Raw genomic sequence first — 20338 nt, forward strand, 5'->3', positions numbered from 1 at the left:
TTCCGGGGTCGGCCCGGACGGACCTGTGCGATGTCCCCGCCCGGGAGCCGGCGGGGGTTCGGGGCCACCCCCGAAACAACTCCAAACACACCGGACCCGCAGGCCAAAGGCCTGCGGGTCCGGTCGGCTCGACGGGGCCGTCAGGCCGCCGACTCGGCCTTCGGGGCGTTGACGTCGCTCGGAAGCGCCTTCTGGGCGACCTCGACGAGCGCGGCGAACGCGTTGGCGTCGTTGACCGCGAGCTCGGCCAGGATCTTGCGGTCCACCTCGATGTTGGCGGCCTTCAGACCCTGGATGAGGCGGTTGTACGTCATGCCGTTCTGGCGGGCAGCGGCGTTGATGCGCTGGATCCACAGCTGACGGAAGTCGCCCTTGCGCTTCTTGCGGTCGTTGTAGTTGTAGACCAGGGAGTGGGTGACCTGCTCCTTGGCCTTGCGGTACAGGCGGGAACGCTGACCGCGGTAACCGCTGGCGGCCTCGAGAATTGCCCGGCGCTTCTTGTGGGCGTTGACTGCCCGCTTGACGCGTGCCACTTGTTAACTCCTTGTAGCGGGGCTGGGATTGAGAGTTCGACTCACCCCGGCCCGGAAACGAATTGGTCCCGGTCTCGGCTCGTGTCCCCGGGGACCGGGGACACGAGCGTCACTTGCCGAGAAGCTTCTTGATGGTCTTCGAGTCACCCGGGGCCATCTCGGCGTTGCCGGTGAGGCGACGCGTCAGCCTCGACGACTTGTGCTCGAGCAGGTGGCGCTTGCCGGCACGCTCACGGAGCACCTTGCCGGAGCCGGTGATCTTGAAGCGCTTCTTGGCACCGCTGTGCGTCTTGTTCTTCGGCATCGCGCCGTTATCTCCTCGTCAGTGGCGCTCCCCCGGTGCGGACACCGGACAACAGGAGCGTCAGATCTTGGTTTGTGGGTTTCCGGGCGGGACCCGGGGCCGCCTGGGTGGCAGCCCCCTGGATCACGCCTCGGAGGGCGTCTCGGAAGGCGTCTCGGAGGGTGCTTCGGCCGGAGCCTTCGCAGCCTCGTCCGCCGACTCCTCGTGCGTGTAACCCTGACGCTCCGCCTTGCGGGCGGCCTGGGCCTCACGCGCCTCGGCCATGGCCTCGGTCTTCTTCTTGTGCGGGCCGAGAACCATGATCATGTTCCGGCCGTCCTGCTTCGGGTTGGACTCGATGAAGCCGAGGTCCTCGACGTCCGAAGCGAGACGCTGCAGCAGGCGGAAGCCAAGCTCGGGGCGGGACTGCTCACGACCACGGAACATGATCGTGATCTTGACCTTGTCACCCTGCTTGAGGAACCGGACGACGTGACCCTTCTTGGTGTCATAGTCGTGCGGGTCGATCTTCGGCCGGAGCTTCATCTCCTTGATGACCGTGTGCGCCTGGTTCTTGCGCGCCTCACGGGCCTTCATGGCCGACTCGTACTTGAACTTCCCGTAGTCCATGAGCTTGCACACGGGCGGCCGGGCGGTTGCCGCGACCTCGACCAGGTCGAGGTCGTATTCCTGCGCAAGCTCGAGGGCCTTGGCAAGCGGAACAATCCCGACCTGCTCGCCGCTGGGACCGACAAGTCGCACTTCGGGAACGCGAATCCGGTCGTTGATGCGGGGCTCGGCGCTGATGGATCCTCCTAGGTAGCACCACACGGATGTCTGGCAGGCAGCCGCGTAACGTCTGTTTTGTAAGACCAACCGCACCGGGTCATCAAAAACGCCCCGGACGGGACACAGGCGGCAGCTCCTCGAATACCGGAGCACCGCCGCGGTCAACCGCGGGGCGCACATCGGGCGACTTCCATCGTCCGTACGGAACGATGGGCGCCACCTGACCGGTGACCCGCCGCCCAGAAGGGCGGCCAGGTGGGAGATCGGAGCCTCCACTTGTGGGCCGGGCACACACGTGTCCGGCCGGTCGTTACACAAGGTTAGCAGCTTCGGCCGAACACGGCTAATTGGGGTCAGCGGCCGGACGCGGCCGGCCGGGGCCTATCGTGTGCGTCATGAGTGACGCGACCCCCAATGAATCTCCCGGCTTCGACGACATGACCCGCGACATCGCGGAGGTCCCCGCCGTCGAGGTGATCGTCACGGTCGCGGTGAACCTGATGAGCGCCGCCGCCGTCAAGCTCGGTCTGACCGAGGACGGCGCGGACCACAAGGACCTGGACGAGGCCCGCAAGCTGGTGCATGCGCTGGCCGGTCTGATGGACGCGAGCGCGACCGAGATCAGCTCCTTCCACGCGGCACCGCTGCGTGACGGGCTGAAGTCGCTGCAGCTGGCGTTCCGCGAGGCGTCGCTGGTGCCGGACGAGCCCGGCCAGGGCCCGGGAGAGAAGTACACCGGACCCGTTTACGGCTAGCCGCTACTCACGTACGAACAGGGGCTCGCCCGAAGGCGTGGCCTCGGCCGGCAGCAGCGCCAGGTCGAGGCCCCGCACCAGGCGGGCCCTCAGTGCGTCGTCCGCCGCCAGTGCCTCGGCGACGCGCCGGGCCGTCTCGGCGGGGGCCGCGTCCCGGGCGAGGATCAGGGCCAGGGTGCCGTCCGCGCCGCCCGGGCCGAGATGGGCCCGGAGCACCGCGGGCTCGGCGGCGACCGCGGCCGTCACCGCGGCGATGACCGTGGGGTCCTGGAGCGGGTCGGGATTCGTACGCCCCTCGGCGAGGGCGAGCAGTGCAGGGCCGGTCAGCTGGTACGGGACGGGGCCCGCCAGATCGAGCACCACCGTGTCGGCCTTTTCGTGGGCCGCCGCCTGCAGCGCCTGGTGGAGCGGTACGGCGACGGGACGGGCCTCGGGGTTCCAGCGGGCGAGCGACGCGATCGAGGTGAAGGCCGGCAGGGCGCGGCGGTCGCCCGCGGTCAGCGTCGGCACCGCCATATCGCTGGTCTTCTCGCGGCGCAGTCCCTTCTCGTCCTCCTCGACCTCGCCCAGCACGGCGACGACGGGGACCAGCAGCCGGGCGGTGCGGAGGGCTTCGAGGACCGGCCGTACGGCGGTTCCGTCGTCCGCCCAGGCGGCGAGGGCCGCCGTCAGCGCGGGATCGGCCGCGCCGTCGTCGTCGGAGAATCCGGGGTCCGGGATGTTCTTGAGCGCCACAGGTCGACCCTAACCTCCCTGGTATGAGTGCCAGTGTCCCGGTAGCCGTCTCGGTCGCCCTGCCAGGCCGCTCCTACGGCGAGCAGCGGACCTATCCCTCGGCGAGCATCGTGAAGGTCTCGATCCTGGCCGCGCTGCTGCAGCGGGGGCGTGCGCTGACCACGCGGGAGCGGGCGCTCGCCCGCGCCATGATCGTGCGGAGCGACAACGACGCGGCGTCGGTGCTGTGGGAGACGATCGGCGGCGCGGCCGGGCTGGACGTCGCACACGAACGGCTCGGGCTCACCGGGACCCGGGCGGAGTCGGCGTGGGGGCTGACCCGGACCACCGCACGGGATCAGCTCACCCTGATGCGGGCTGTGTTCGGCGGGCCCTACGCGTGTCTGCGCTCCTTGATGGAGCAGGTGGTCGACGGCCAGAACTGGGGGGTGTCGGCCGCGGGCGGTGAGTGGGCGCTGAAGAACGGCTGGATGCCGATGCGCGACACCGGGCTGTGGGTCGTCCACTCCGTCGGGCGGGCCGGTGGCCGTCCGATCGCGGTGCTCTCCGACGGGCATCCGACGATGGAGGCGGGTATCGCGCGCGTCGAGGAAGCCGTGCGGGAGGCGGTCAGTCCCTGCTGACCCGGCCGCCGCGCCAGAGCACCACGGCTCCCGCCAGAAGCAGGGCGCCGACTCCGCCGGCCAGCGGGGCGAGCCAGCCCGCCGGTTCCGCGTCCTCCTTCACGGCGACGGGACCGGAGCCGAAGTACTGCTTGCCGTAGCCGGCAGTGGCCGCCTTCGGATCCGCGGGGCGCAGCTTCGCCGCCGCCTTGATCGCGGCGACCGGATCGACCATGCCGTAGCCCTTGGAGTCGTCGCGGGCGCTCTTGTGCCCGCTCCGGGCCGTGTCGGTGAGGAGCTTCTTGATCTGGGCGGGAGCCAGGCCCGGGTGGGCGGCCCGCACCAGGGCGACCGCGCCGGAGACGAACGCGGACGCGGCGCTGGTGCCCCAGCCCTGGTAGTACTTCCGGTCGGGATCGGCGATGACGATGTCGACGCCGGGGGCGCTGACGGTGGCGTACCAGCGGCGGGTGGAGAAGGCGGCGTGGGTGCCGAAGCGGTCGACGGCCGTCACGGCGATCACGCCGGGGTAGGCGGCGGGGTACGAGATGTGATCGCCCTTCTCGCCGCCGTTGCCCGCCGAGGCGACGACGACGGAGCCTTTGGCGAGTGCGTACTGCACTGCGGCGTCCTCGCCCGCCTCGGGGTGCGCGGACTCGCTGTCGTCGCCGAGGGAGAGGTTGATGACGTCGGCGCCCTGGTCGGCGGCCCAGCGGATGCCCTGGGCGAGCGCGGTGCCGCGGGAGCTGCGGGCCTTGTCGCGGGCCTTGTCGGTGCCTTCGAGGATGACCCGGACCGGGAGGATCTTCGCCTCGGGAGCGATGCCGATGACGCCGTCCTCGCGGCCGGAACCATGGCCATGAGCGGCGATGATGCCGGCCATCGCGGTGCCGTGGCGGGCCCAGGCCCGTGAGCCGTGCTGCGCGCCGAAGCCGATGAAGTCCTTGCCGGGGAGAACGGTGCCCGCGAGGTCCGGGTGGCTGTCGTCCACGCCGGTGTCTAGGACGGCGACCGTGATGCCGCTTCCCTTGGTGATGTCCCAGGCCTGGTCGGTCTTCATGGCGTCGAGCGCCCACTGCTGGGCCCGTATGGCATCCGCGTGCGCGGGAGTCGCCGGCAGCAGTACGAAGGCGGCGGCCGCGCAGGCGGCGCCGAGGCGATGGCGGCGGCGTGTCATTCGGGCTTCTCCGTGGCCGTGCGGACGGTCTTGCGCAGACCGGCCTCTATACGGTCGGCGATCCCCTTGGCCTCGTGACCGAGGCCGGCCTGGGCCGGCGCGGAGGTCGCGCCTTCGGCCCTCGCCTCGTCGGCGGGCTGGGGGTCGGTGACGGCACGCCCGTCGGCGAAGCCGGACACGGCGTAGACGATGACGGGCGCGTCGGTCAGCACGCTCACGGTCCAGCTCGCGCGCTGGCCGTTGCCGAACCCGGCGGCGACGGTGTTCTTGGCCGGGAGGGTGCGGGGCATCAGATCGGGGCGCTCGTCGAGCCCCTCCGAGGTGAAGCGGGCGTCCAGCGCGCTCATCGCATCCACGTCGGCCTCGGTGAAGATCATGCCGACGGTGGTGACGCTGCTGGTGGTGGCGTCGGTGTAGGTGGCGCGCAGCACCCGCACGCAGCCGACCGGCCGGAGGGTCTTGAGCAGCAGCGGATCGAGGGCGATCGCGCAGGCGCCGTCCGGCGCGAGGGCGATCCGGGTCCACACCCGGTCCGCGCGGCCGGGCCCGGCGCCGACGCCGTTGAGGGTGCGCGGGAACAGCGTGTCCACGGGGACGCTGTGCCAGAGGGTGCGCGCCTCGGTGTAGCCGGTACGGGCGGTGGGGTCCGCGCTCGAGTCGCCGGTGAGCCAGGTGCCGGTGGCCGCACCGCCGATCAGTCCGAGCCCGAGTACGACACACGCGAGGGCGCCGAGGGTGCGGCCCGGGCGCCGGGTGCGCACCGGGCGCAGCCGGGTGGTCATCTCGACGGGCGTCTCCGGTGGTGCCCAGGAGCGGGGGCCGGGAACCGCGTGGCCCCCGGGCTGCCCGGCACCGTGCCGCGGCGTGAGGTCGACCGCCCCGACGGGCCTGCGCCGGGTGGGGGCGGCGGTGGGCCGGGGCGGCGCCTGGGGCGGCAGGGGCGCGGAGACGGGCGGGGGCACGGGCGCGCGTCGGGGCGCGGAGACGGCCCGCAGCCTGGTGGTGGTCTCGACGGCGGGGACGCCGGTCTCGTCCGGGGCCGCAGCGGGGCTCGGCGGCATGTGTCGCTCGGCGGAGGCGGCTGTTCCGGGCCGGGGCGTACCAGGGCGCGGCGGGAGACCGGGCAGCGGCGGCCCGGCGGCGGGCGCGCGCGGCGTGGGCGGGGAGGCGAACGGCCGGCCGCTGCCACCTGGGGCAGGACGGCCCGCGGCGGCTCCACCGGACGGCTCCGGGACGGTGGCACCCTCGCCGCCGGGCCGGGCGGCGGGCCCGGCCGTCGTGGACGGATGCCGGTCCGGCCCGCCGGGGGCACCGTGACGCTCGGGTTCCGTCGCCGAAGAGGCATCGGAACGGGCGGGCGGCGGATCCGCCGGCAGGAATTGCGTGATGCCGGAGGCGCGCAGCGCCCTCGGCGCCGTCTCCGGCGGAACCAGGGCATCAGTGATACGCGAGGTGCCGGGCGCCGTCTCCCCGTCGTCCGGCCGGGGCGAGTGCGGGCCGGGAGGTCGCTGCGCCTCCGTGCTCATCCCGCCCCCTGTTTCTCGTCCACGGACACCGACGGTTCGCCTTTCCGGGCAGGCCCGTTCGTCACCGCGTGTCCGTCACTCTACGGGCTGGAACGAGCCCGGCGGCAACGAGGCCGGGGGTCCGGGGGGATCTGCCCAGAACATCCCCCTACCCTGCGGTAATCCGGTCTGGCAAGCTCGGGCCATGACTCCCCGAGCCGCTGACCGGGCCCGCTACGACAGGGCCACCGCCCAGCTCGACGCACCGCTCGCCGTCGTCGATCTCGACGCGTTCGACGCCAACGCCGACGATCTGGTGCGCAGAGCGGGCGGCAAGCCGATCCGGGTGGCGAGCAAGTCCGTACGCTGCCGGGCGCTGCTGGAGCGGGTGCTGGAGCGGGACGGGTTCGCCGGGATCATGTCCTTCACGCTGGCCGAGTCCCTGTGGCTGGCCAGGTCGGGCTTCGACGATGTGCTGCTCGCGTACCCGTCCGCGGACCGGGCCGGTTTCGCGGAGCTGGCCGCTGACCCGAAGCTCGCCGCCGCGGTGACCGTGATGGTCGACGATCCGGCTCAGCTGGAGCTGATCGACCGCGCCCGTGACGGCGGCACGGAGGAGGTCCGGATCTGTCTGGAGCTGGACACGTCGTTGAAGTTGCTCGGCGGGCGGGTGCGGATCGGCGCGCTGCGCTCCCCGCTGCGCGATCCGGTCCAGCTGGCCGAGCTGGCCCGGACGATCGCGCGTCGCCCCGGCTTCCGGCTGGTGGGGCTGATGGCGTACGAGGGGCATGTCGCGGGTGTGGGCGACTCCCTCGCCGGGCGCCCGGTGCGCTCCCGCGCCATCCGGCTGATGCAGGGCGCCGCGCGCCGGGAGCTGGCGGCACGGCGGGCTGCGGTGGTGCGCGCGGTACGGGCGGTGACCCCGGACCTGGAATTCGTCAATGGCGGCGGCACCGGCAGTGTCCAGCACACCGCGGCCGAGGAGGCGGTCACGGAGATCGCCGCCGGTTCCGGGCTGTACGTACCGCGGCTGTTCGACAACTACACGTCGTTCACGGGGCGTCCGGCCGCACTCTTCGCCCAGCCGGTGGTGCGCAGGCCGGGCGTGGGCGTGGTCACGGTGCTCGGCGGCGGCTACCCGGCCTCCGGCGCGGCGGGTGCGGACCGGCTGCCGGTGCCGTATCTCCCGGAAGGTCTTCGCTACGACCCGCAGGAGGGGCCGGGCGAGGTGCAGACCCCGCTGCTCGGCGCGCCCGCCGACGATCTGCTGATCGGCGACAAGGTGTGGTTCCGGCATGCCAAGGCCGGGGAGATGTGTGAGCGCTTCGACACTCTGCAGTTGATCGAGGGGGACCGGGTGACCGGCACGGCGCCGACGTACCGGGGCGAGGGTCGCACCTTCCTCTAGGGCCGCACGTCCCTCTGAGCAGGGGGAAGACATTCGGCCGGGTACGAGGCGTTCAGCGAGGGCCGCCCCGGCCGCCGGTTTCGTCATCGATCGCCGGACGGCCCGATGTGCTCGACCGCCGGGCGGCCCGATGTGCTCGACCGCCGGAGGGCCCGATGTCCTGGGTCGCCGGAGGGCCTGATGACCTAGCCCGGGCCGATGCTGCTGCCGACTCCGCCGCTCGTGGAGTCGCCGATCGGGCGGATGCTCGCGGCGATCCTGTCCATGTCGGTGAGCTTGGGCCCCTGCGGACCCGCGTCGAAGGCGAAGCGCACGACGACCATTGCCTCGCTTCCCACGGTCGAGGGGAAGACCAGCGACTGGACGTAGCCGCCGGGACCGGCTCCGGTGGTGACCCGCCAGCGCACGAGGTAGCCGGCCCGTCCGGCGACCGCGACGGACTGCGACTTGAGCACCGTATGGGACTTGATGCCGCCGTGGATCCGGCTGCCGACGGCGTCCTCCTCGTACGCGTCGTCCGCCGCCGTCACGATGTCCTTCCTGGCCAGCGCCGCCACGGAGGTCTCACCGGTCTGCGTGGCCGTGATGGACGAGACCCGGCCGTGCCGGCAGAGCGACGAGCCGCCGGCGGGGCACTCGTACGTCTCGTCGGTCACCATCGTCGTGCCCTCGTCGAGGGAGCTGTCGGACTTCTCCCAGCCGGCCGGGATGGGCATGGAGATGCCGTTGAGCTGGTCGGTCAGAAGGGCGGAGTCGTCGGAGCCGGCGGTCGCCGACGGGGCGGCGGCGGGGCTGTTGCCGGGGCCGGTCGTGGTGGGGACCGGTTCGCTGACGGTCGGCGCGGACTCGGGCTTCGCGGACCCGTCGTCCCTGCCGAGCAGTACGGCGCCGGTGGCGACCGCGCCGACGAGCACGAGGCCCGCGGTGACAAGTGCGACGACACGGCCCCTGCCGCCGCCGTTCCCGCCGCGTGTGAGGGACGGCTGATGCATCGGCACGGTCTGCGGGCCGAAGCCCGGAACCGGGGCGGCCGTGGCCTGCGCCTGGACCGTGCGTGTGTGCGCGGTCCAGGCGGTCCCGTCCCACCAGCGTTCGGTGCCGGGCGCGTTCGGGTCCGGGTACCAGCCAGCGGGTGTCGTCATGCTCATCCGGCCACCCTAGGGGGCCGGTTCAGGCCGGGTACAGCGCGGGCCACCACCCGGCGGCCGTGCTCCGGGCCGGGCTACAGAGGCGTGACGTACGCGCCCGAGATTCCGCCGTCGACCAGGAAGTCGGTGGCGTTGATGAACGACGAGTCGTCGCTGGCGAGGAAGGCCACGGCGGCGGCGAGCTCGTCCGCCTCCGCGAACCGTCCGGCCGGGATGTGGACGAGCCGGCGCGCGGCGCGCTCCGGGTCCTTGGCGAACAGCTCCTGCAGAAGCGGGGTGTTGACCGGCCCCGGACAGAGCGCGTTCACCCGGATTCCCTCCCGGGCGAACTGCACGCCGAGCTCGCGCGACATGGCGAGCACACCGCCCTTGGACGCGGTGTAGGAGATCTGGGAGGTCGCCGCGCCCATGATCGCCACGAACGACGCGGTGTTGATGATGGAGCCGCGGCCCTGGCGCTGCATATAGGGGATGACGGCCTTGCAGCAGAGGTACACGGAGGTGAGGTTGACCTCCTGGACGCGCCGCCAGGCCTCGAGTCCGGTGGTGAGGATGGAGTCGTCGTCGGGCGGTGAGATGCCCGCGTTGTTGAAGGCGATGTCGACGCTGCCGTAGGTGTCGTACGCGGTCTTGAAGAGGGCATCGACCTGCTCGGCATTGGTGACGTCGACCCGTACGAAGGTGCCGCCGACCTCTTCGGCCGCCGCCTTGCCCGCGATCTCGTCGATGTCGCCGCAGACGACGTTGGCTCCCTCGGAGGCCAGCCGGCGCGCGGTGGCCCGGCCGATGCCGCTGCCCGCGCCGGTGATGACGGCGGTACGGCCGATCAGGCGGCGGCAGATGGGGGTTGCGTCGGTCATGGTGCTCAGGCCTCCGTGCTGATGAAGACGTTCTTGGTTTCGGTGAAAGCGGTGAGGGCGTCCGGGCCCAGTTCGCGGCCGACTCCGGACTGCTTGTAGCCGCCGAACGGGGTCCAGTAGCGGACACTGCTGTGGGAGTTGACCGAGAGGTTGCCGGCGGCGACGGCACGCGAGACGCGGATCGCGCGGCCGACGTCGCGGGTCCAGATCGAGCCGGACAGGCCGTACTCGGTGGCGTTGGCGAGCCGGATCGCGTCGGCCTCGTCCTCGAAGGGGAGGACGACGGCGACCGGGCCGAAGACTTCCTCGCAGGCGGCCGGGGCGTCCGGGTCGAGGTCGGTGAGGACCGTCGGCGGGAACCAGAAGCCGGGGCCTTCGGGGGCGGTGCCGCGGATCCCCTTCAGCTCTTCGGGTGCGTAACCACGCACCCTCTCCAGCTGAGCCTGCGAAATCAGTGGACCCATCTGGGTCTTCTCGTCGAACGGATCACCAACGACGACGGACTCGATCCCGGGGGTGAGGAGTTCGAGGAAGCGGTCGTACACGGAACGCTGCACCAGCACACGGCTGCGTGCGCAGCAGTCCTGTCCCGAGTTGTCCAGAAAGGACATGGGGGTTGCGGCGACCGCGGCCTCGAGGTCGGAGTCGGCGAAGACGATGTTGGGGCTCTTACCGCCGAGTTCGAGCGTCACGCGCTTCAGGCGATCGGCGCTCTTGGCCATGATCTGCTTGCCGACCCGGGTGGACCCGGTGAAGACGATCTTCGCGACGCCGGGGTGTTCGACCAACGCGTTGCCCGTGACATCGCCCGCGCCCGGGAGCACCTGGAAGAGATGCTCCGGAAGGCCCGCCTCCAGGGCGAGTTCGGCGAGCCGCAGCGCGGTCAGCGGGGTCGTCTCGGCCGGCTTGAGAAGGACGGCGTTGCCCGCGGCGAGGGCCGGGGCCGTACCCCAGGCGGCGATCGGCATGGGGAAGTTCCAGGGCGCGATCACGCCGATGACGCCGAGAGGTTCGAGGATCGTGATGTCGAGTCCGCCGGCGACAGGGATCTGGCGGCCGTTGAGCCGCTCCACTCCCCCGGCCGCGAAGTCGAGGAGATCGCGGACGTTACCGGCCTCCCAGCGGGCGTTGCCGATCGTGTGCCCGGCCTCGCGGACCTCCAACCGGGCCAGTTCCTCTAGGTGTTCGTCGACGACCGCGGCGAACCGGCGCAGCGCTCTGGCCCGGTCCGCGGGGGCTGCGGCCGCCCAGCCCTGCTGGGCCTTCGCCGCCCGCGCGACGGCGGCGTCGACCTCGGCCGCCGTCGTCGCCGGGACGGTCTCGATGACCTGCCCGGTGGCGGGGTTGAGCACCTCGTGGTGCGTGTACGACACAGCGTGCCTCACAGACGTTCGAAGGAGCGGCGGAGCTCCCAGTCGGTCACCGCGGCATCGAAGGCTTCCAGCTCGACCCGCGCCATGTTGCGGTAGTGCGCGACGACCTCGTCGCCGAAGGCCGCCTTGGCGATGGGGCTGTTCTCCCAGAGCTCGGCGGCTTCGCGCAGTGTGGTGGGGACCTGCGCGTATCCGGCGGTGTACGCGTTGCCCGTGCACTCCTGCGGCAGTTCCAGCTGCTGCTCGATGCCGTACAGACCGGCGGCGACCAGACCTGCGACGGCCAGGTGCGGGTTGACGTCGCCGCCCGGCAGCCGGTTCTCGAAGCGCATCGAGCGGCCGTGACCGACCACGCGGAGCGCGCAGGTGCGGTTGTCGTAGCCCCAGGCGACGGCGGTCGGCGCGAAGGAGCCTGGCTGGAAGCGCTTGTACGAGTTGATGTTGGGCGCGTACAACAGCGAGAACTCACGCAGCGCAGCCAGCTGCCCGGCCAGGAAGTACCGCATGACCTGCGACATTCCGCCGGGGCCATCGCCCGCCATGACATTGGTGCCGTGCTCGTCCTGGAGCGAGAGGTGGATATGACAGGAGTTGCCCTCGCGCTCGTTGTACTTGGCCATGAAGGTGAGCGAGACACCTTCCTGGGAGGCGATCTCCTTCGCGCCGGTCTTGTAGACGGCGTGCTGGTCGCAAGTGACCACGGCCTCGTCGTACTTGAAGGCGATCTCGTGCTGGCCGGGGTTGCACTCACCCTTGGCGGACTCGACGGTCAGGCCGGCCGCGGCCATCTCGTTGCGGATCCGGCGCAGCAGCGGTTCGATACGGCCGGTACCGAGAACCGAGTAGTCGATGTTGTACTGGTTGGCCGGGACGAGGTCGCGGTAGTCGCGGTCCCAGGCCTCCTCGTAGGTGTCCCTGAAGACGATGAACTCGAGCTCGGTGCCCACATGCGCGGTGAAGCCGTGCTCGGCGAGGCGGTCCAGCTGACGGCGGAGCACCTGGCGGGGTGCGGCGACAACGGGTGAGCCGTCGTTCCAGGCGAGGTCGGCGACGAGCAGCGCCGTGCCCTCGTTCCAGGGGATGTGGCGCAGTGTGGTGAGGTCGGGGTGCATGGCGAAGTCGCCGTAACCCCGCTCCCAGGAGGACATCTCGTAGCCGTCGACGGTGTTCATCTCGGTGTCGACGGCGAGGAGGTAGTTGCAGCCCTCGGTGCCGTGTTCCAGAACCTCGTCGAGGAAGAAAGGCGCGGCGAACCGCTTGCCCTGGAGCCGTCCTTGCATATCGGGGAAGGCCAGGACGACTGTGTCGATCTCACCGCTCGCGACGAGGGCACGAAGCTCCTCGACCCCGAGCGGGGCTTTGCGGTCTGCCACGGGATTACGCCTCCTTGGGTCAGCCGGAAGCCTTAAGGTATTACCGAGGACCATTATCTGGGAAGAGGAAACGGCGACGTGGTGAAGATGAGTGAACCGGCCGACCGGCTGACACCCGTGCTGCGTCCCGTGCGCGCGGGCAACGGCTTCGAGGAAGCGCTGGAACAGATTCTTCAGCTGCTGCGGCTCGGACTGGTCCCCGGCGGCGGGCGGCTGCCCGCGGAGCGCGAGCTCGCGGAGCGGATGGGGATCAGCCGGGTCACGCTGCGCGAGGTGCTGAAGGTCCTGGGCGACCAGGGGCTGGTGGAGAGCCGGCGCGGCCGGTACGGCGGAACGTTTGTGCTGCAGCGGCCCGACAGCCAGGGCGAGGACGAGCTGCGCCGGCGCGTGGCGGCCGTGGACGTCGAGGACACGCTGCGTTTCCGGGAGGTGCTCGAGGTGGGGGCGGCCGGTCTCTGCGCCGCTCACGGCCTGACCGACGAGGGCGCGGACCGGCTGCGTACGGCACTGTCCGCGACGCACGACGCCCCGCTCGCCGAGTACCGGAGGCAGGACACGCTGCTGCATCTCACCCTCGCCGAGCTCTCCGGCTCCCCCACGCTGACCGCGCAGTACGCCGCGGTGCGGGCGACGCTGAACGATCTGCTGGACTGCATTCCGCTGCTCGTACGCAATCTCGAGCACTCGCAGCATCAGCACACAGCCCTGGTCGAGGCGGTGCTGGACGCGGACTCGGATGCGGCCCGCGAGGTGATGCGGGAGCACTGCGAGGGGACGGCGGCGCTGCTGCGCGGCTTCCTGTCCTGACCCCTCACCTCAACCTCACGTCAACCGATCCGTAACCACGGCTTTACGCGCGGGGCTTGCGCATCCATGACGGCGACCGCAAAGGTGTGCGCACAAACCTTTGACTCAGCCAGGAGCGACTCATGGCCGAAGACACCACCACGCGCCCGCCATCACCGGCCGACGACACCTATCTGAACCGGCGCACCCTGCGCAGGGGCAGCGCCGGCTGGCTGCTGCTCACCGGCCTCGGCGTCGCGTACGTCGTCTCCGGGGACTTCTCCGGCTGGAACATCGGCCTGTCCAAGGGCGGCTTCGGAGGACTCGCGATAGCCACGCTGCTGATGGGCGCGATGTACGCCTGCCTGGTCTTCGCGCTCGCCGAACTGTCCGCGATCCTGCCGACGGCGGGCGGCGGCTACGGCTTCGCCCGCCGCGCGCTCGGGACCTGGGGCGGGTTCCTGACCGGTACCGCGATCCTCATCGAGTACATTCTCGCGCCGGCCGCGATCTCCATCTTCATCGGCGACTACGTCGAATCGCTCGGCCTCTTCGGCCTGGAGTCCGGCTGGCCGGTCTATCTCGCCTGCTTCGCGATCTTCATCGGCATCCATCTGTGGGGCGTCGGCGAGGCGCTGCGCTTCAGCCTGGTGGTGACGGCGATCGCGGTCGCGGCACTGCTGATCTTCGCGGTCGGCGCGCTCACCGACTTCAGCGTGGGCGGGCTCGACGACATCCCCGTCGACAAGGACGCGCTCGGCTCGGGCTCCTGGCTGCCGTTCGGACTGCTGGGCATCTGGGCGGCGTTCCCGTTCGGCATGTGGTTCTTCCTCGGCGTCGAGGGCGTACCGCTGGCGGCGGAGGAGGCGAAGGACCCGGTGCGCTCCATGCCGCGGGCGCTCTCGATCTCCATGGGCATCCTGGTGCTGCTGGCCGTGCTGACCTTCTTCGCCTCGACCGGCGCGCGCGGCTCGAACGCCATCCAGGAGGCCGGAAACCCGTTGGTGGTGGCGTTGCAGGGAGACGGCGACCCGACGCCGCTGAGCCGCTTCGTCAACTACGCGGGTCTGGCCGGCCTGGTCGCGTCCTTCTTCTCCCTCATCTACGCGGGCTCGCGCCAGCTCTTCGCGCTCTCGCGGGCCGGCTATCTGCCGCGCTTCCTCTCGCTGACCAGCCGCCGGAAGTCGCCGTATCTCGGACTCCTGATCCCGGGAGCGATCGGCTTCGCACTGGCGGCGGGGACGGGCAACGGGGCGCGGATGCTGAACATCGCGGTCTTCGGCGCGACGATCTCGTACGCGCTGATGGCTCTCTCCCACATTGTGCTGAGGCGCCGCGAGCCCGAACTCCACCGCCCGTACCGCACGCCCGGCGGCATCCTCACCTCGTCCGTCGCCTTCGTGCTCGCGCTGTCCGCGCTGGTGGCGACGTTCCTGGTGGACAAGGACGCGGCGTTCATCGCGCTCGGCGTCTACGCCGTCGCTCTCGCCTACTTCGCGATCTACAGTCGGCACCATCTGGTCGCGCGGGCGCCGGAGGAGGAGTTCGCGGCACTGGCGGCGGCCGAGGCCGAACTCGAACGGGACTGAGCAGAACGCGCACGAGGCGGAGCGAAAGCCGAACAAAGCTGAAGGGAGTCACTGTGTCCAAGCCGCTGATCGGCGTCACGACCTATCTGGAACCCGCCAAATGGGGCGTGTGGGAGATGCCCGCGGCGCTGGTGCCCGCCGGATATCCGCGCCTGGTCCAGTCGGCGGGCGGCCTCGCCGCGCTGCTCCCACCGGATGACCCGGCCCTGGCCGAGTCGGTCGTGTCCCGCCTGGACGGGCTCGTCATCGCGGGCGGCGCGGATGTCGAGCCCGTACGGTACGGGGCCGAACCCGATCCCCGCACCGGCCCGCCGGCGCGGGACCGGGACGCGTGGGAACTCGCCCTGATCCGGGCGGCGTTGGAGTCCGGCACACCCCTGCTGGGGATCTGCCGGGGCCTGCAGCTGCTGAACGTGGCGCTCGGCGGGACGCTGGTCCAGCACCTGGACGGGCATGTCGGAGGTGTGGGTGTCTTCGGCCGGCACACGGTGAAGCCCGTGCCCGGGACGCGGTACGCGGAGATCGTGCCGGAGGAGTCGTCGGTCCCGACGTACCACCACCAGTCGGTGGACCGCCTGGCGGACGCGCTGGTGGCGAGCGCGCACGCGGAGGACGGCACGGTGGAGGCGGTGGAACTGCCGGGTGCGGGGTGGGCGCTGGCGGTGCAGTGGCATCCGGAGGCGGGCGAGGACGAGAGGGTGATGTCGGCGCTGGTACGTGCGGCGGGCTGAGGGGACGGGGTCCTGACCTGGGCAGCTCTCCCGGTCCGGGCTTGCCCCGGACCGGGGCACCACCGGGCCGGGCCGGGCCGGAACGGGGCACTCCTGGTGAGCGCCCCCGCGCAAGTCCTCGTCACCCCGCCGCCGGGCCCCTCCGGGTCAGCGTCAGCAAATCGCGGGCCGGGCCCGCCGGACGGTGGGAGGTGGGCCAGACAGCGCGGAGGTCGCGGTGCAGCTGGACCTTCTCCACCGGGATCTCCACCAGGCGGCGCGACGTCAGCTCGTCCGTCAAAGCCAGTTCGCTCAGGACCGCCGGGCCCGCCCCGCTCAGCGCCGCCGCCTTCACCGCCGTCGTCGACGCGAGCTCCAGGAGCGGGTCCGCGAGGCCCCCGTACTCGCTGAGCGCCGAGTCGAGGACCTGGCGCGTGCCCGAGCCCCGTTCGCGCAGGATCAGCGGTGTGGCCGCGAGTTCCGCCGACGACAGCGGCGTACGGCGGCGGGCCCACGCATGGCTCGGGGCCGCGACCACGACGAGCCGGTCGTGGCCGATGGCCGTCCCGTCCAGCCCCTCGGGGACGGCCAGGCCCTCCACGAAGCCCAGATCCGCCTCGCCCGCGAGCAGACGCCGGGCCACCATCGCCGAGTTTCCGGCCAGCAGCGAGACCGCCGTACCGGGGCGCTCGGCACGGAGCGCGATCAGCCAGCCCGGCAGCAGGTACTCCGCGATGGTCATCGAAGCCGCCACCCGCAGCCGTGAGTCACGCCGCCCCCGCAGCGCCTGCGCCCCGGCGTCGAATGCCTCCGCCGCCTCCACCACCCGTCGCGCCCAGTCCGTGACGAGCGCACCCGCGTCGGTGAGCCGGGAGCCGCGCGGCGACCGGTCGACGAGGGCCACGCCCAGCTGCCGTTCCATCGAGCGGATCCGGCTGCTCGCGGCCGGCTGCGTGATCCCGAGCTCGCGCGCCGCACGCCCCAGGCTGCCGTGCCGGGCGACGGCGAGCAGCAGCTCCAGCGCACCCAGGTCCGGCACCCGGTGCGCGAGCGGCACCCGGCCCTCGTCCTCCTCGCTCATAGATCCAGCTTATGGGGCCATAGGGCAGTGGTCCCTGGTGGGGCTCCGCATTCCGCGTGAGAGTGAAGACATGGTCATCGCCGTGCAGCCCCGTTCCCGCACCGCCGCCGACGCGCTCGGTGCCGTACGGCTGTACTCGTTCCGCCACTTCGGCCCCAACTGGTACGCGACCGTCATGGGCACGGCCATCGTCGCGAACGCCGGAGTCGCCCTCCCTGTCGACGTCCCGGGGCTGCGGACGGCCTGCGTCGCCGTGTGGGCGCTCTCCGCCGTGCTGCTGGCCCTCGTCCTGGCAGCGCGCGCCACGCACTGGATCCACCACCGCGACCAGGCCCGCGCCCACCTCGTCGACCCGGCGATCGCGCCCTTCTACGGCTGTCTGTCCATGGCGCTGCTGGCCGTCGGAATCGGCACGCTGACCGTGGGCCGGGACGTCATCGGCGAGAGCGCGGCCGTCGCGGCCGCAGCCGTGCTCTTCGGCATCGGCACCCTCATCGGACTCTGCGCCGCCGTCGTCGTCCCGTACCTGATGGTCGTCCGCCATCTGGTGACGCCCGGCACCGCCTCACCGGTCTGGCTGCTCCCCGTCGTCTCCCCCATGGTCTCCGCGTCGCTCGGTCCCCTGCTGGTACCTCATCTGCCGGCCGGTCAGTGGCGGGAGGCCATGCTCCTCGGGAGCTATGCGATGTTCGGGATCAGTCTGCTGGCGACCTTCGTCATCCTGCCGACGGTCTTCGCCCGGCTCCTGCACCATGGCCCGCTGCCGCTCGCGCTCACCCCCGCCCTCCTCCTGGTCCTCGGCCCGCTCGGCCAGTCGACCACCGCCGTCAGCAAGCTCGCGGACGTGGCTCCCGGCGCGATCGCGGCTCCGTACGCCACCGGCCTCGGCGCCTTCGCGGTGATCTATGGCGTCCCTGTGATGGGTTTCGCGCTGATGTGGCTGGCGCTCGCGGGCTCGATGGTGGTGCGCGCCGCACGCCAGGGCATGCCCTTCACGATGACCTGGTGGGCCTTCACCTTCCCGCTCGGCACCTGTGTCACCGGCGCGGAGGGGCTGGCGGGCCGTACGGGGCTGGTCGCGCTCGAGTGGCTGGCGGTCGGCCTGTTCGCCGTCCTTGTCACGGCGTGGGCCGTGACCGGAGTGCGTACCCTGCGGGGTCTGTTCAACGGAGCGCTGCTCGCAGCGCCTCTGCAGAAGTAGCCTTTCCGCGCCGATCAGCGCTACGCGCCTCACAAGGCCCAACAAGGCCCAAGGCGGGAAGCGATCTCCCTGCGCCCAAGTACACGGCACCGGATTCCATAAATGGGCCGCGTCCCGTCACCACAACTACGGCGGGCGAGCATTTCACGAGCAACGCCATTGTGGTTTCGGATCGTCGCGCTGCGCGGGGCGTTCTGATGGTCAGGAAGAATTCGCGGCGGGCCGGACAATTCCCGCACCCGCGGATTGCCGGCCGGAACCGGGCCCACTTGACACCCCATGACAACGCGGAGACAGGCCGATCCCCTGATCAACGGGCCGCCTGTGCCCTCCCGAAGGGCTAGCTTGCGAGACGTCGGAGATAGGCGGAAGCTGGACTTGTGGGTAACCAGCCCATGGGCGTCAAGCCGCTCACACCCTGAAGTCCGCTCAGGACTCATAGGACGCCGGACATCCACAGATGAGGAATCATCATGTCCAGAATATTCGGACGTCGAATCCCCGGCTTCGTAGGTGCATCTCTCCTGGCCTCCGCGCTTGCCTTTTCAGCCGCAGCCCCAATTGCCGCCGCAGCGCCCAAGGCCTCCGCCGTGACCGCATCAGCGGAATCTGCCATGACGCAGTCGCAGAAACAAACCCTGCCGACCAATAGCAGGTCGTGCGATCCATTCTCGAACCGCTACGGCTACTACGGCTACTCGTCGGATTGTTTCAGGGACAATAGGGGTTACCGCGACTGCTTCCCCTTCTACGGGCTGGTGTACGACCCGTTTATCGGTGCGTACGTTCAGACCAACGTAGGAAGGTGCCGCTAGGAGCAGGTGCCGATGCGCCGCTCGACGCCGACACCGTGAGTTCTTGCGGTAAGCCACTGACAGGGTTTGGCAGTTGGCGCCGGTCCCAGGTCCACACCCAACTGCTTGAAGACTGCCCACGTCTTAGGCCAGTCGCTGCCGCGCCGCTCGTCGCAGCGACTGGCCGAGCACCGTCGGCGCCTCGGCCAGTGAGGGCCCGTACCACGTCAGATGACGACCGCTGACCAGCGCGGCGGGCAGTCCGGGAAAGGCCTCGGGCCCGTCGTCGGCCGCGAAGCGGTACGGCTCGTCGGGCAGGACCACCATCTGGGCGCCGCCTTCCCGCAGCTCCTCCAGCGGGATACGCGGATAGCGCTCGGCGTGCCCCGCGTACACATTCCTGACGCCGAGCCGGGCCAGCAGATCACCGGCGAAGGTGTCGCGGCCGAGCACCATCCACGGCCGCCGCCAGACCGGCACCACCGCCCGCCACGCCATCGTGGGCGCGACCGCGGCCCATGCCGACTCCGCCTCGTCCAGCCAGCGCGGCCGTGCCACGCCGCACCCGGACACGAGCACCCGCTGCAGCTCGCGGAACGCCTGCTCCAGGTTGCGCACCTCGGTGACGAGGACCTCGATTCCCGCCGCCCGCAGTGCGGCCAGATCGGGCTCCCGGTTCTCCTCCTCGTTCGCGATCACGAGATCGGGGCGGAGCCCGGCCACGGCCCCCACATCCGGGTTCTTGGTACCCCCGACCCGTGCGACATCGAGGTCCGCGGGATGGCTGCACCAGTCCGTCGCCCCGACCAGCAGCCCGGGTGCGCTGACGGCCACAGCCTCGGTCAGCGACGGCACCAGCGAGACGACGCGCACCGGGTCGCCCTCAGCGCCGCTGATCGGCGGGCGCGTCGATGTGGTCGGAGACGGTGACGACCAGGATCCGGGTGTCGGGTGAGGTGGCACGCCAGCGATGCCGGACGCCGCCGGAGAGGAAGAGGGTGTCGCCGCGCGCGAGCCGGTAGGCGCGTCCTTCCGCCTCGACCTCCGCCGTACCCTCGGCGACGTACATCAGCTCGTCGTTGCGGTGCTCGAACTCGCGTCCCGCGTCATTCTCACCGGTGAATTCCAGGGCTTGCAGCTGATGGTGTCCCCGCACGAGGCGACGCGTCGTGACGGCGTGCGCAGGCGCGGCGGCGTCCGGGGCGCGTACGACATTGATGGTGCGGGCGGCGTCGGACGCGGCGATCAGCCGGCCCACCGTGGTCTCCAGCGCGTCGGCGACCCGCTGGAGCGAACGCATGCTGGGACGGGCACGCTCGTTCTCGATCTGGCTGAGGAAGGGCACGGAGAGACCGCTGCGCTCCGCCACTGCCGCCAGCGTGAGGTCAAGGGCCCGGCGGCGCCTGCGGACGGCCGCGCCCACCCGAAGGGGTTCGGTCTCCTTCGGGTCCTTCGCGTCCTTCGCGTCCATCGCGTCCATCAGCCGGGCTCCCCTCCCTGGTCCTGTATCACCTTACGCAGCTTCCGACCGCCGGTGCTCAGGGAGCAGGCCAGTACTGTGGCCGGCCCGGCCCGGACAGCCGGAAAGGGTGGGCCCCGCCAAATGCGGGGCCCACCCTTTCGTGCGACGCTCGAC

At 71.2% G+C, this 20338-nt stretch carries 20 protein-coding genes; 7 read left to right on the forward strand and 13 right to left on the reverse strand.

What is annotated here, in order from left to right; genetic code table 11:
• Window positions 1-140: 140 nt before the first annotated feature.
• The 3 genes from rplT to infC form a co-directional block, all read right to left on the reverse strand.
• Window positions 141-533: a 50S ribosomal protein L20 gene (gene rplT / locus ACWDZ6_RS23970; RefSeq protein ID WP_326648697.1), complete on the reverse strand. Its 393-nt coding sequence runs from the start codon at window positions 531-533 to the stop codon at window positions 141-143.
• A gap of 109 nt (window positions 534-642) precedes the next feature.
• Complete coding sequence (gene rpmI, locus ACWDZ6_RS23975; protein ID WP_326648698.1) at window positions 643-837, reverse strand: 50S ribosomal protein L35; 195 nt, start codon at window positions 835-837, stop codon at window positions 643-645.
• Window positions 838-960: 123 nt separating this feature from the next.
• Window positions 961-1647 (reverse strand): translation initiation factor IF-3, encoded by a 687-nt coding sequence (gene infC, locus ACWDZ6_RS23980; protein WP_326648699.1) that lies wholly within the window; start codon window positions 1645-1647, stop codon window positions 961-963.
• A 353-nt stretch (window positions 1648-2000) separates the two neighbouring features.
• On the opposite strand from infC, the gene ACWDZ6_RS23985 reads away from it, so the two are divergent.
• Window positions 2001-2360 carry a DUF1844 domain-containing protein gene (locus tag ACWDZ6_RS23985; protein ID WP_326648700.1) on the forward strand — a complete coding sequence of 120 codons (360 nt, stop codon included), beginning with the start codon at window positions 2001-2003 and terminating at the stop codon, window positions 2358-2360.
• A gap of 3 nt (window positions 2361-2363) precedes the next feature.
• Here ACWDZ6_RS23985 and ACWDZ6_RS23990 read toward each other — a convergent pair whose 3' ends face one another.
• Window positions 2364-3095, reverse strand: coding sequence for an SseB family protein (locus ACWDZ6_RS23990; RefSeq protein ID WP_451504448.1), 732 nt, complete (start codon window positions 3093-3095; stop codon window positions 2364-2366).
• A gap of 23 nt (window positions 3096-3118) precedes the next feature.
• Here ACWDZ6_RS23990 and ACWDZ6_RS23995 point away from each other — a divergent pair, with 23 nt between their 5' ends.
• A complete protein-coding gene (locus ACWDZ6_RS23995) occupies window positions 3119-3718 on the forward strand; it encodes a serine hydrolase (protein ID WP_451504449.1) in 600 nt (199 codons plus the stop codon).
• On the opposite strand, the gene mycP is transcribed toward ACWDZ6_RS23995, so the two are convergent.
• A complete protein-coding gene (gene mycP, locus ACWDZ6_RS24000) occupies window positions 3705-4874 on the reverse strand; it encodes a type VII secretion-associated serine protease mycosin (protein ID WP_451504450.1) in 1170 nt (389 codons plus the stop codon). The genes ACWDZ6_RS23995 and mycP overlap by 14 nt on opposite strands.
• Complete coding sequence (locus ACWDZ6_RS24005) at window positions 4871-5656, reverse strand: hypothetical protein (RefSeq protein ID WP_451504474.1); 786 nt, start codon at window positions 5654-5656, stop codon at window positions 4871-4873. The genes mycP and ACWDZ6_RS24005 overlap by 4 nt, the downstream gene beginning before the upstream one ends.
• 928 nt (window positions 5657-6584) lie before the next feature.
• Here ACWDZ6_RS24005 and ACWDZ6_RS24010 point away from each other — a divergent pair.
• The gene (locus ACWDZ6_RS24010; protein ID WP_366735391.1) at window positions 6585-7787 is read left to right on the forward strand and encodes an amino acid deaminase/aldolase; all 1203 of its coding nucleotides are present in this window, start codon (window positions 6585-6587) and stop codon (window positions 7785-7787) included.
• Between the two features lie 185 nt (window positions 7788-7972).
• Here the strand turns inward: ACWDZ6_RS24010 and ACWDZ6_RS24015 are convergent, their stop codons facing one another.
• The 4 genes from ACWDZ6_RS24015 to ACWDZ6_RS24030 form a co-directional block, all read right to left on the reverse strand.
• On the reverse strand, window positions 7973-8935 hold the full coding sequence (locus ACWDZ6_RS24015; protein ID WP_451504451.1) for a DUF2510 domain-containing protein: 963 nt from the start codon (window positions 8933-8935) through the stop codon (window positions 7973-7975).
• Between the two features lie 74 nt (window positions 8936-9009).
• Window positions 9010-9795 (reverse strand): 3-oxoacyl-ACP reductase, encoded by a 786-nt coding sequence (locus ACWDZ6_RS24020; protein WP_451504452.1) that lies wholly within the window; start codon window positions 9793-9795, stop codon window positions 9010-9012.
• A gap of 5 nt (window positions 9796-9800) precedes the next feature.
• Complete coding sequence (locus tag ACWDZ6_RS24025; RefSeq protein ID WP_451504453.1) at window positions 9801-11180, reverse strand: aldehyde dehydrogenase family protein; 1380 nt, start codon at window positions 11178-11180, stop codon at window positions 9801-9803.
• Window positions 11177-12541: a glutamine synthetase family protein gene (locus ACWDZ6_RS24030; RefSeq protein WP_366735387.1), complete on the reverse strand. Its 1365-nt coding sequence runs from the start codon at window positions 12539-12541 to the stop codon at window positions 11177-11179. The genes ACWDZ6_RS24025 and ACWDZ6_RS24030 overlap by 4 nt, the downstream gene beginning before the upstream one ends.
• Before the next feature lie 87 nt (window positions 12542-12628).
• Between ACWDZ6_RS24030 and ACWDZ6_RS24035 the strand changes: the two genes are divergently transcribed.
• From ACWDZ6_RS24035 to ACWDZ6_RS24045, 3 genes are all read left to right on the forward strand, one after another.
• Entirely contained in the window at window positions 12629-13348 is a 720-nt protein-coding gene (locus ACWDZ6_RS24035) for a FadR/GntR family transcriptional regulator (RefSeq protein ID WP_451504475.1), read from the forward strand.
• A gap of 122 nt (window positions 13349-13470) precedes the next feature.
• Window positions 13471-14916, forward strand: a complete 1446-nt coding sequence (gene eat, locus ACWDZ6_RS24040) for an ethanolamine permease (protein ID WP_326648708.1) — start codon at window positions 13471-13473, stop codon at window positions 14914-14916.
• A 53-nt stretch (window positions 14917-14969) separates the two neighbouring features.
• Complete coding sequence (locus ACWDZ6_RS24045; protein ID WP_451504454.1) at window positions 14970-15647, forward strand: gamma-glutamyl-gamma-aminobutyrate hydrolase family protein; 678 nt, start codon at window positions 14970-14972, stop codon at window positions 15645-15647.
• 121 nt (window positions 15648-15768) lie between these two features.
• Here ACWDZ6_RS24045 and ACWDZ6_RS24050 read toward each other — a convergent pair whose 3' ends face one another.
• Entirely contained in the window at window positions 15769-16707 is a 939-nt protein-coding gene (locus ACWDZ6_RS24050) for a LysR family transcriptional regulator (RefSeq protein ID WP_451504455.1), read from the reverse strand.
• A 70-nt stretch (window positions 16708-16777) separates the two neighbouring features.
• Here ACWDZ6_RS24050 and ACWDZ6_RS24055 point away from each other — a divergent pair, with 70 nt between their 5' ends.
• Complete coding sequence (locus tag ACWDZ6_RS24055) at window positions 16778-17908, forward strand: TDT family transporter (protein WP_451504456.1); 1131 nt, start codon at window positions 16778-16780, stop codon at window positions 17906-17908.
• A gap of 938 nt (window positions 17909-18846) precedes the next feature.
• Here ACWDZ6_RS24055 and ACWDZ6_RS24060 read toward each other — a convergent pair.
• Together ACWDZ6_RS24060 and ACWDZ6_RS24065 are read right to left on the reverse strand one after the other, a co-directional pair.
• A complete protein-coding gene (locus ACWDZ6_RS24060) occupies window positions 18847-19575 on the reverse strand; it encodes a helical backbone metal receptor (RefSeq protein WP_451504457.1) in 729 nt (242 codons plus the stop codon).
• 10 nt (window positions 19576-19585) lie between these two features.
• Window positions 19586-20173, reverse strand: coding sequence for a helix-turn-helix domain-containing protein (locus ACWDZ6_RS24065; RefSeq protein WP_389187118.1), 588 nt, complete (start codon window positions 20171-20173; stop codon window positions 19586-19588).
• Between the last annotated feature and the right edge of the window lie 165 nt (window positions 20174-20338).

Source organism: Streptomyces sp. NPDC002926, from assembly GCF_053591755.1.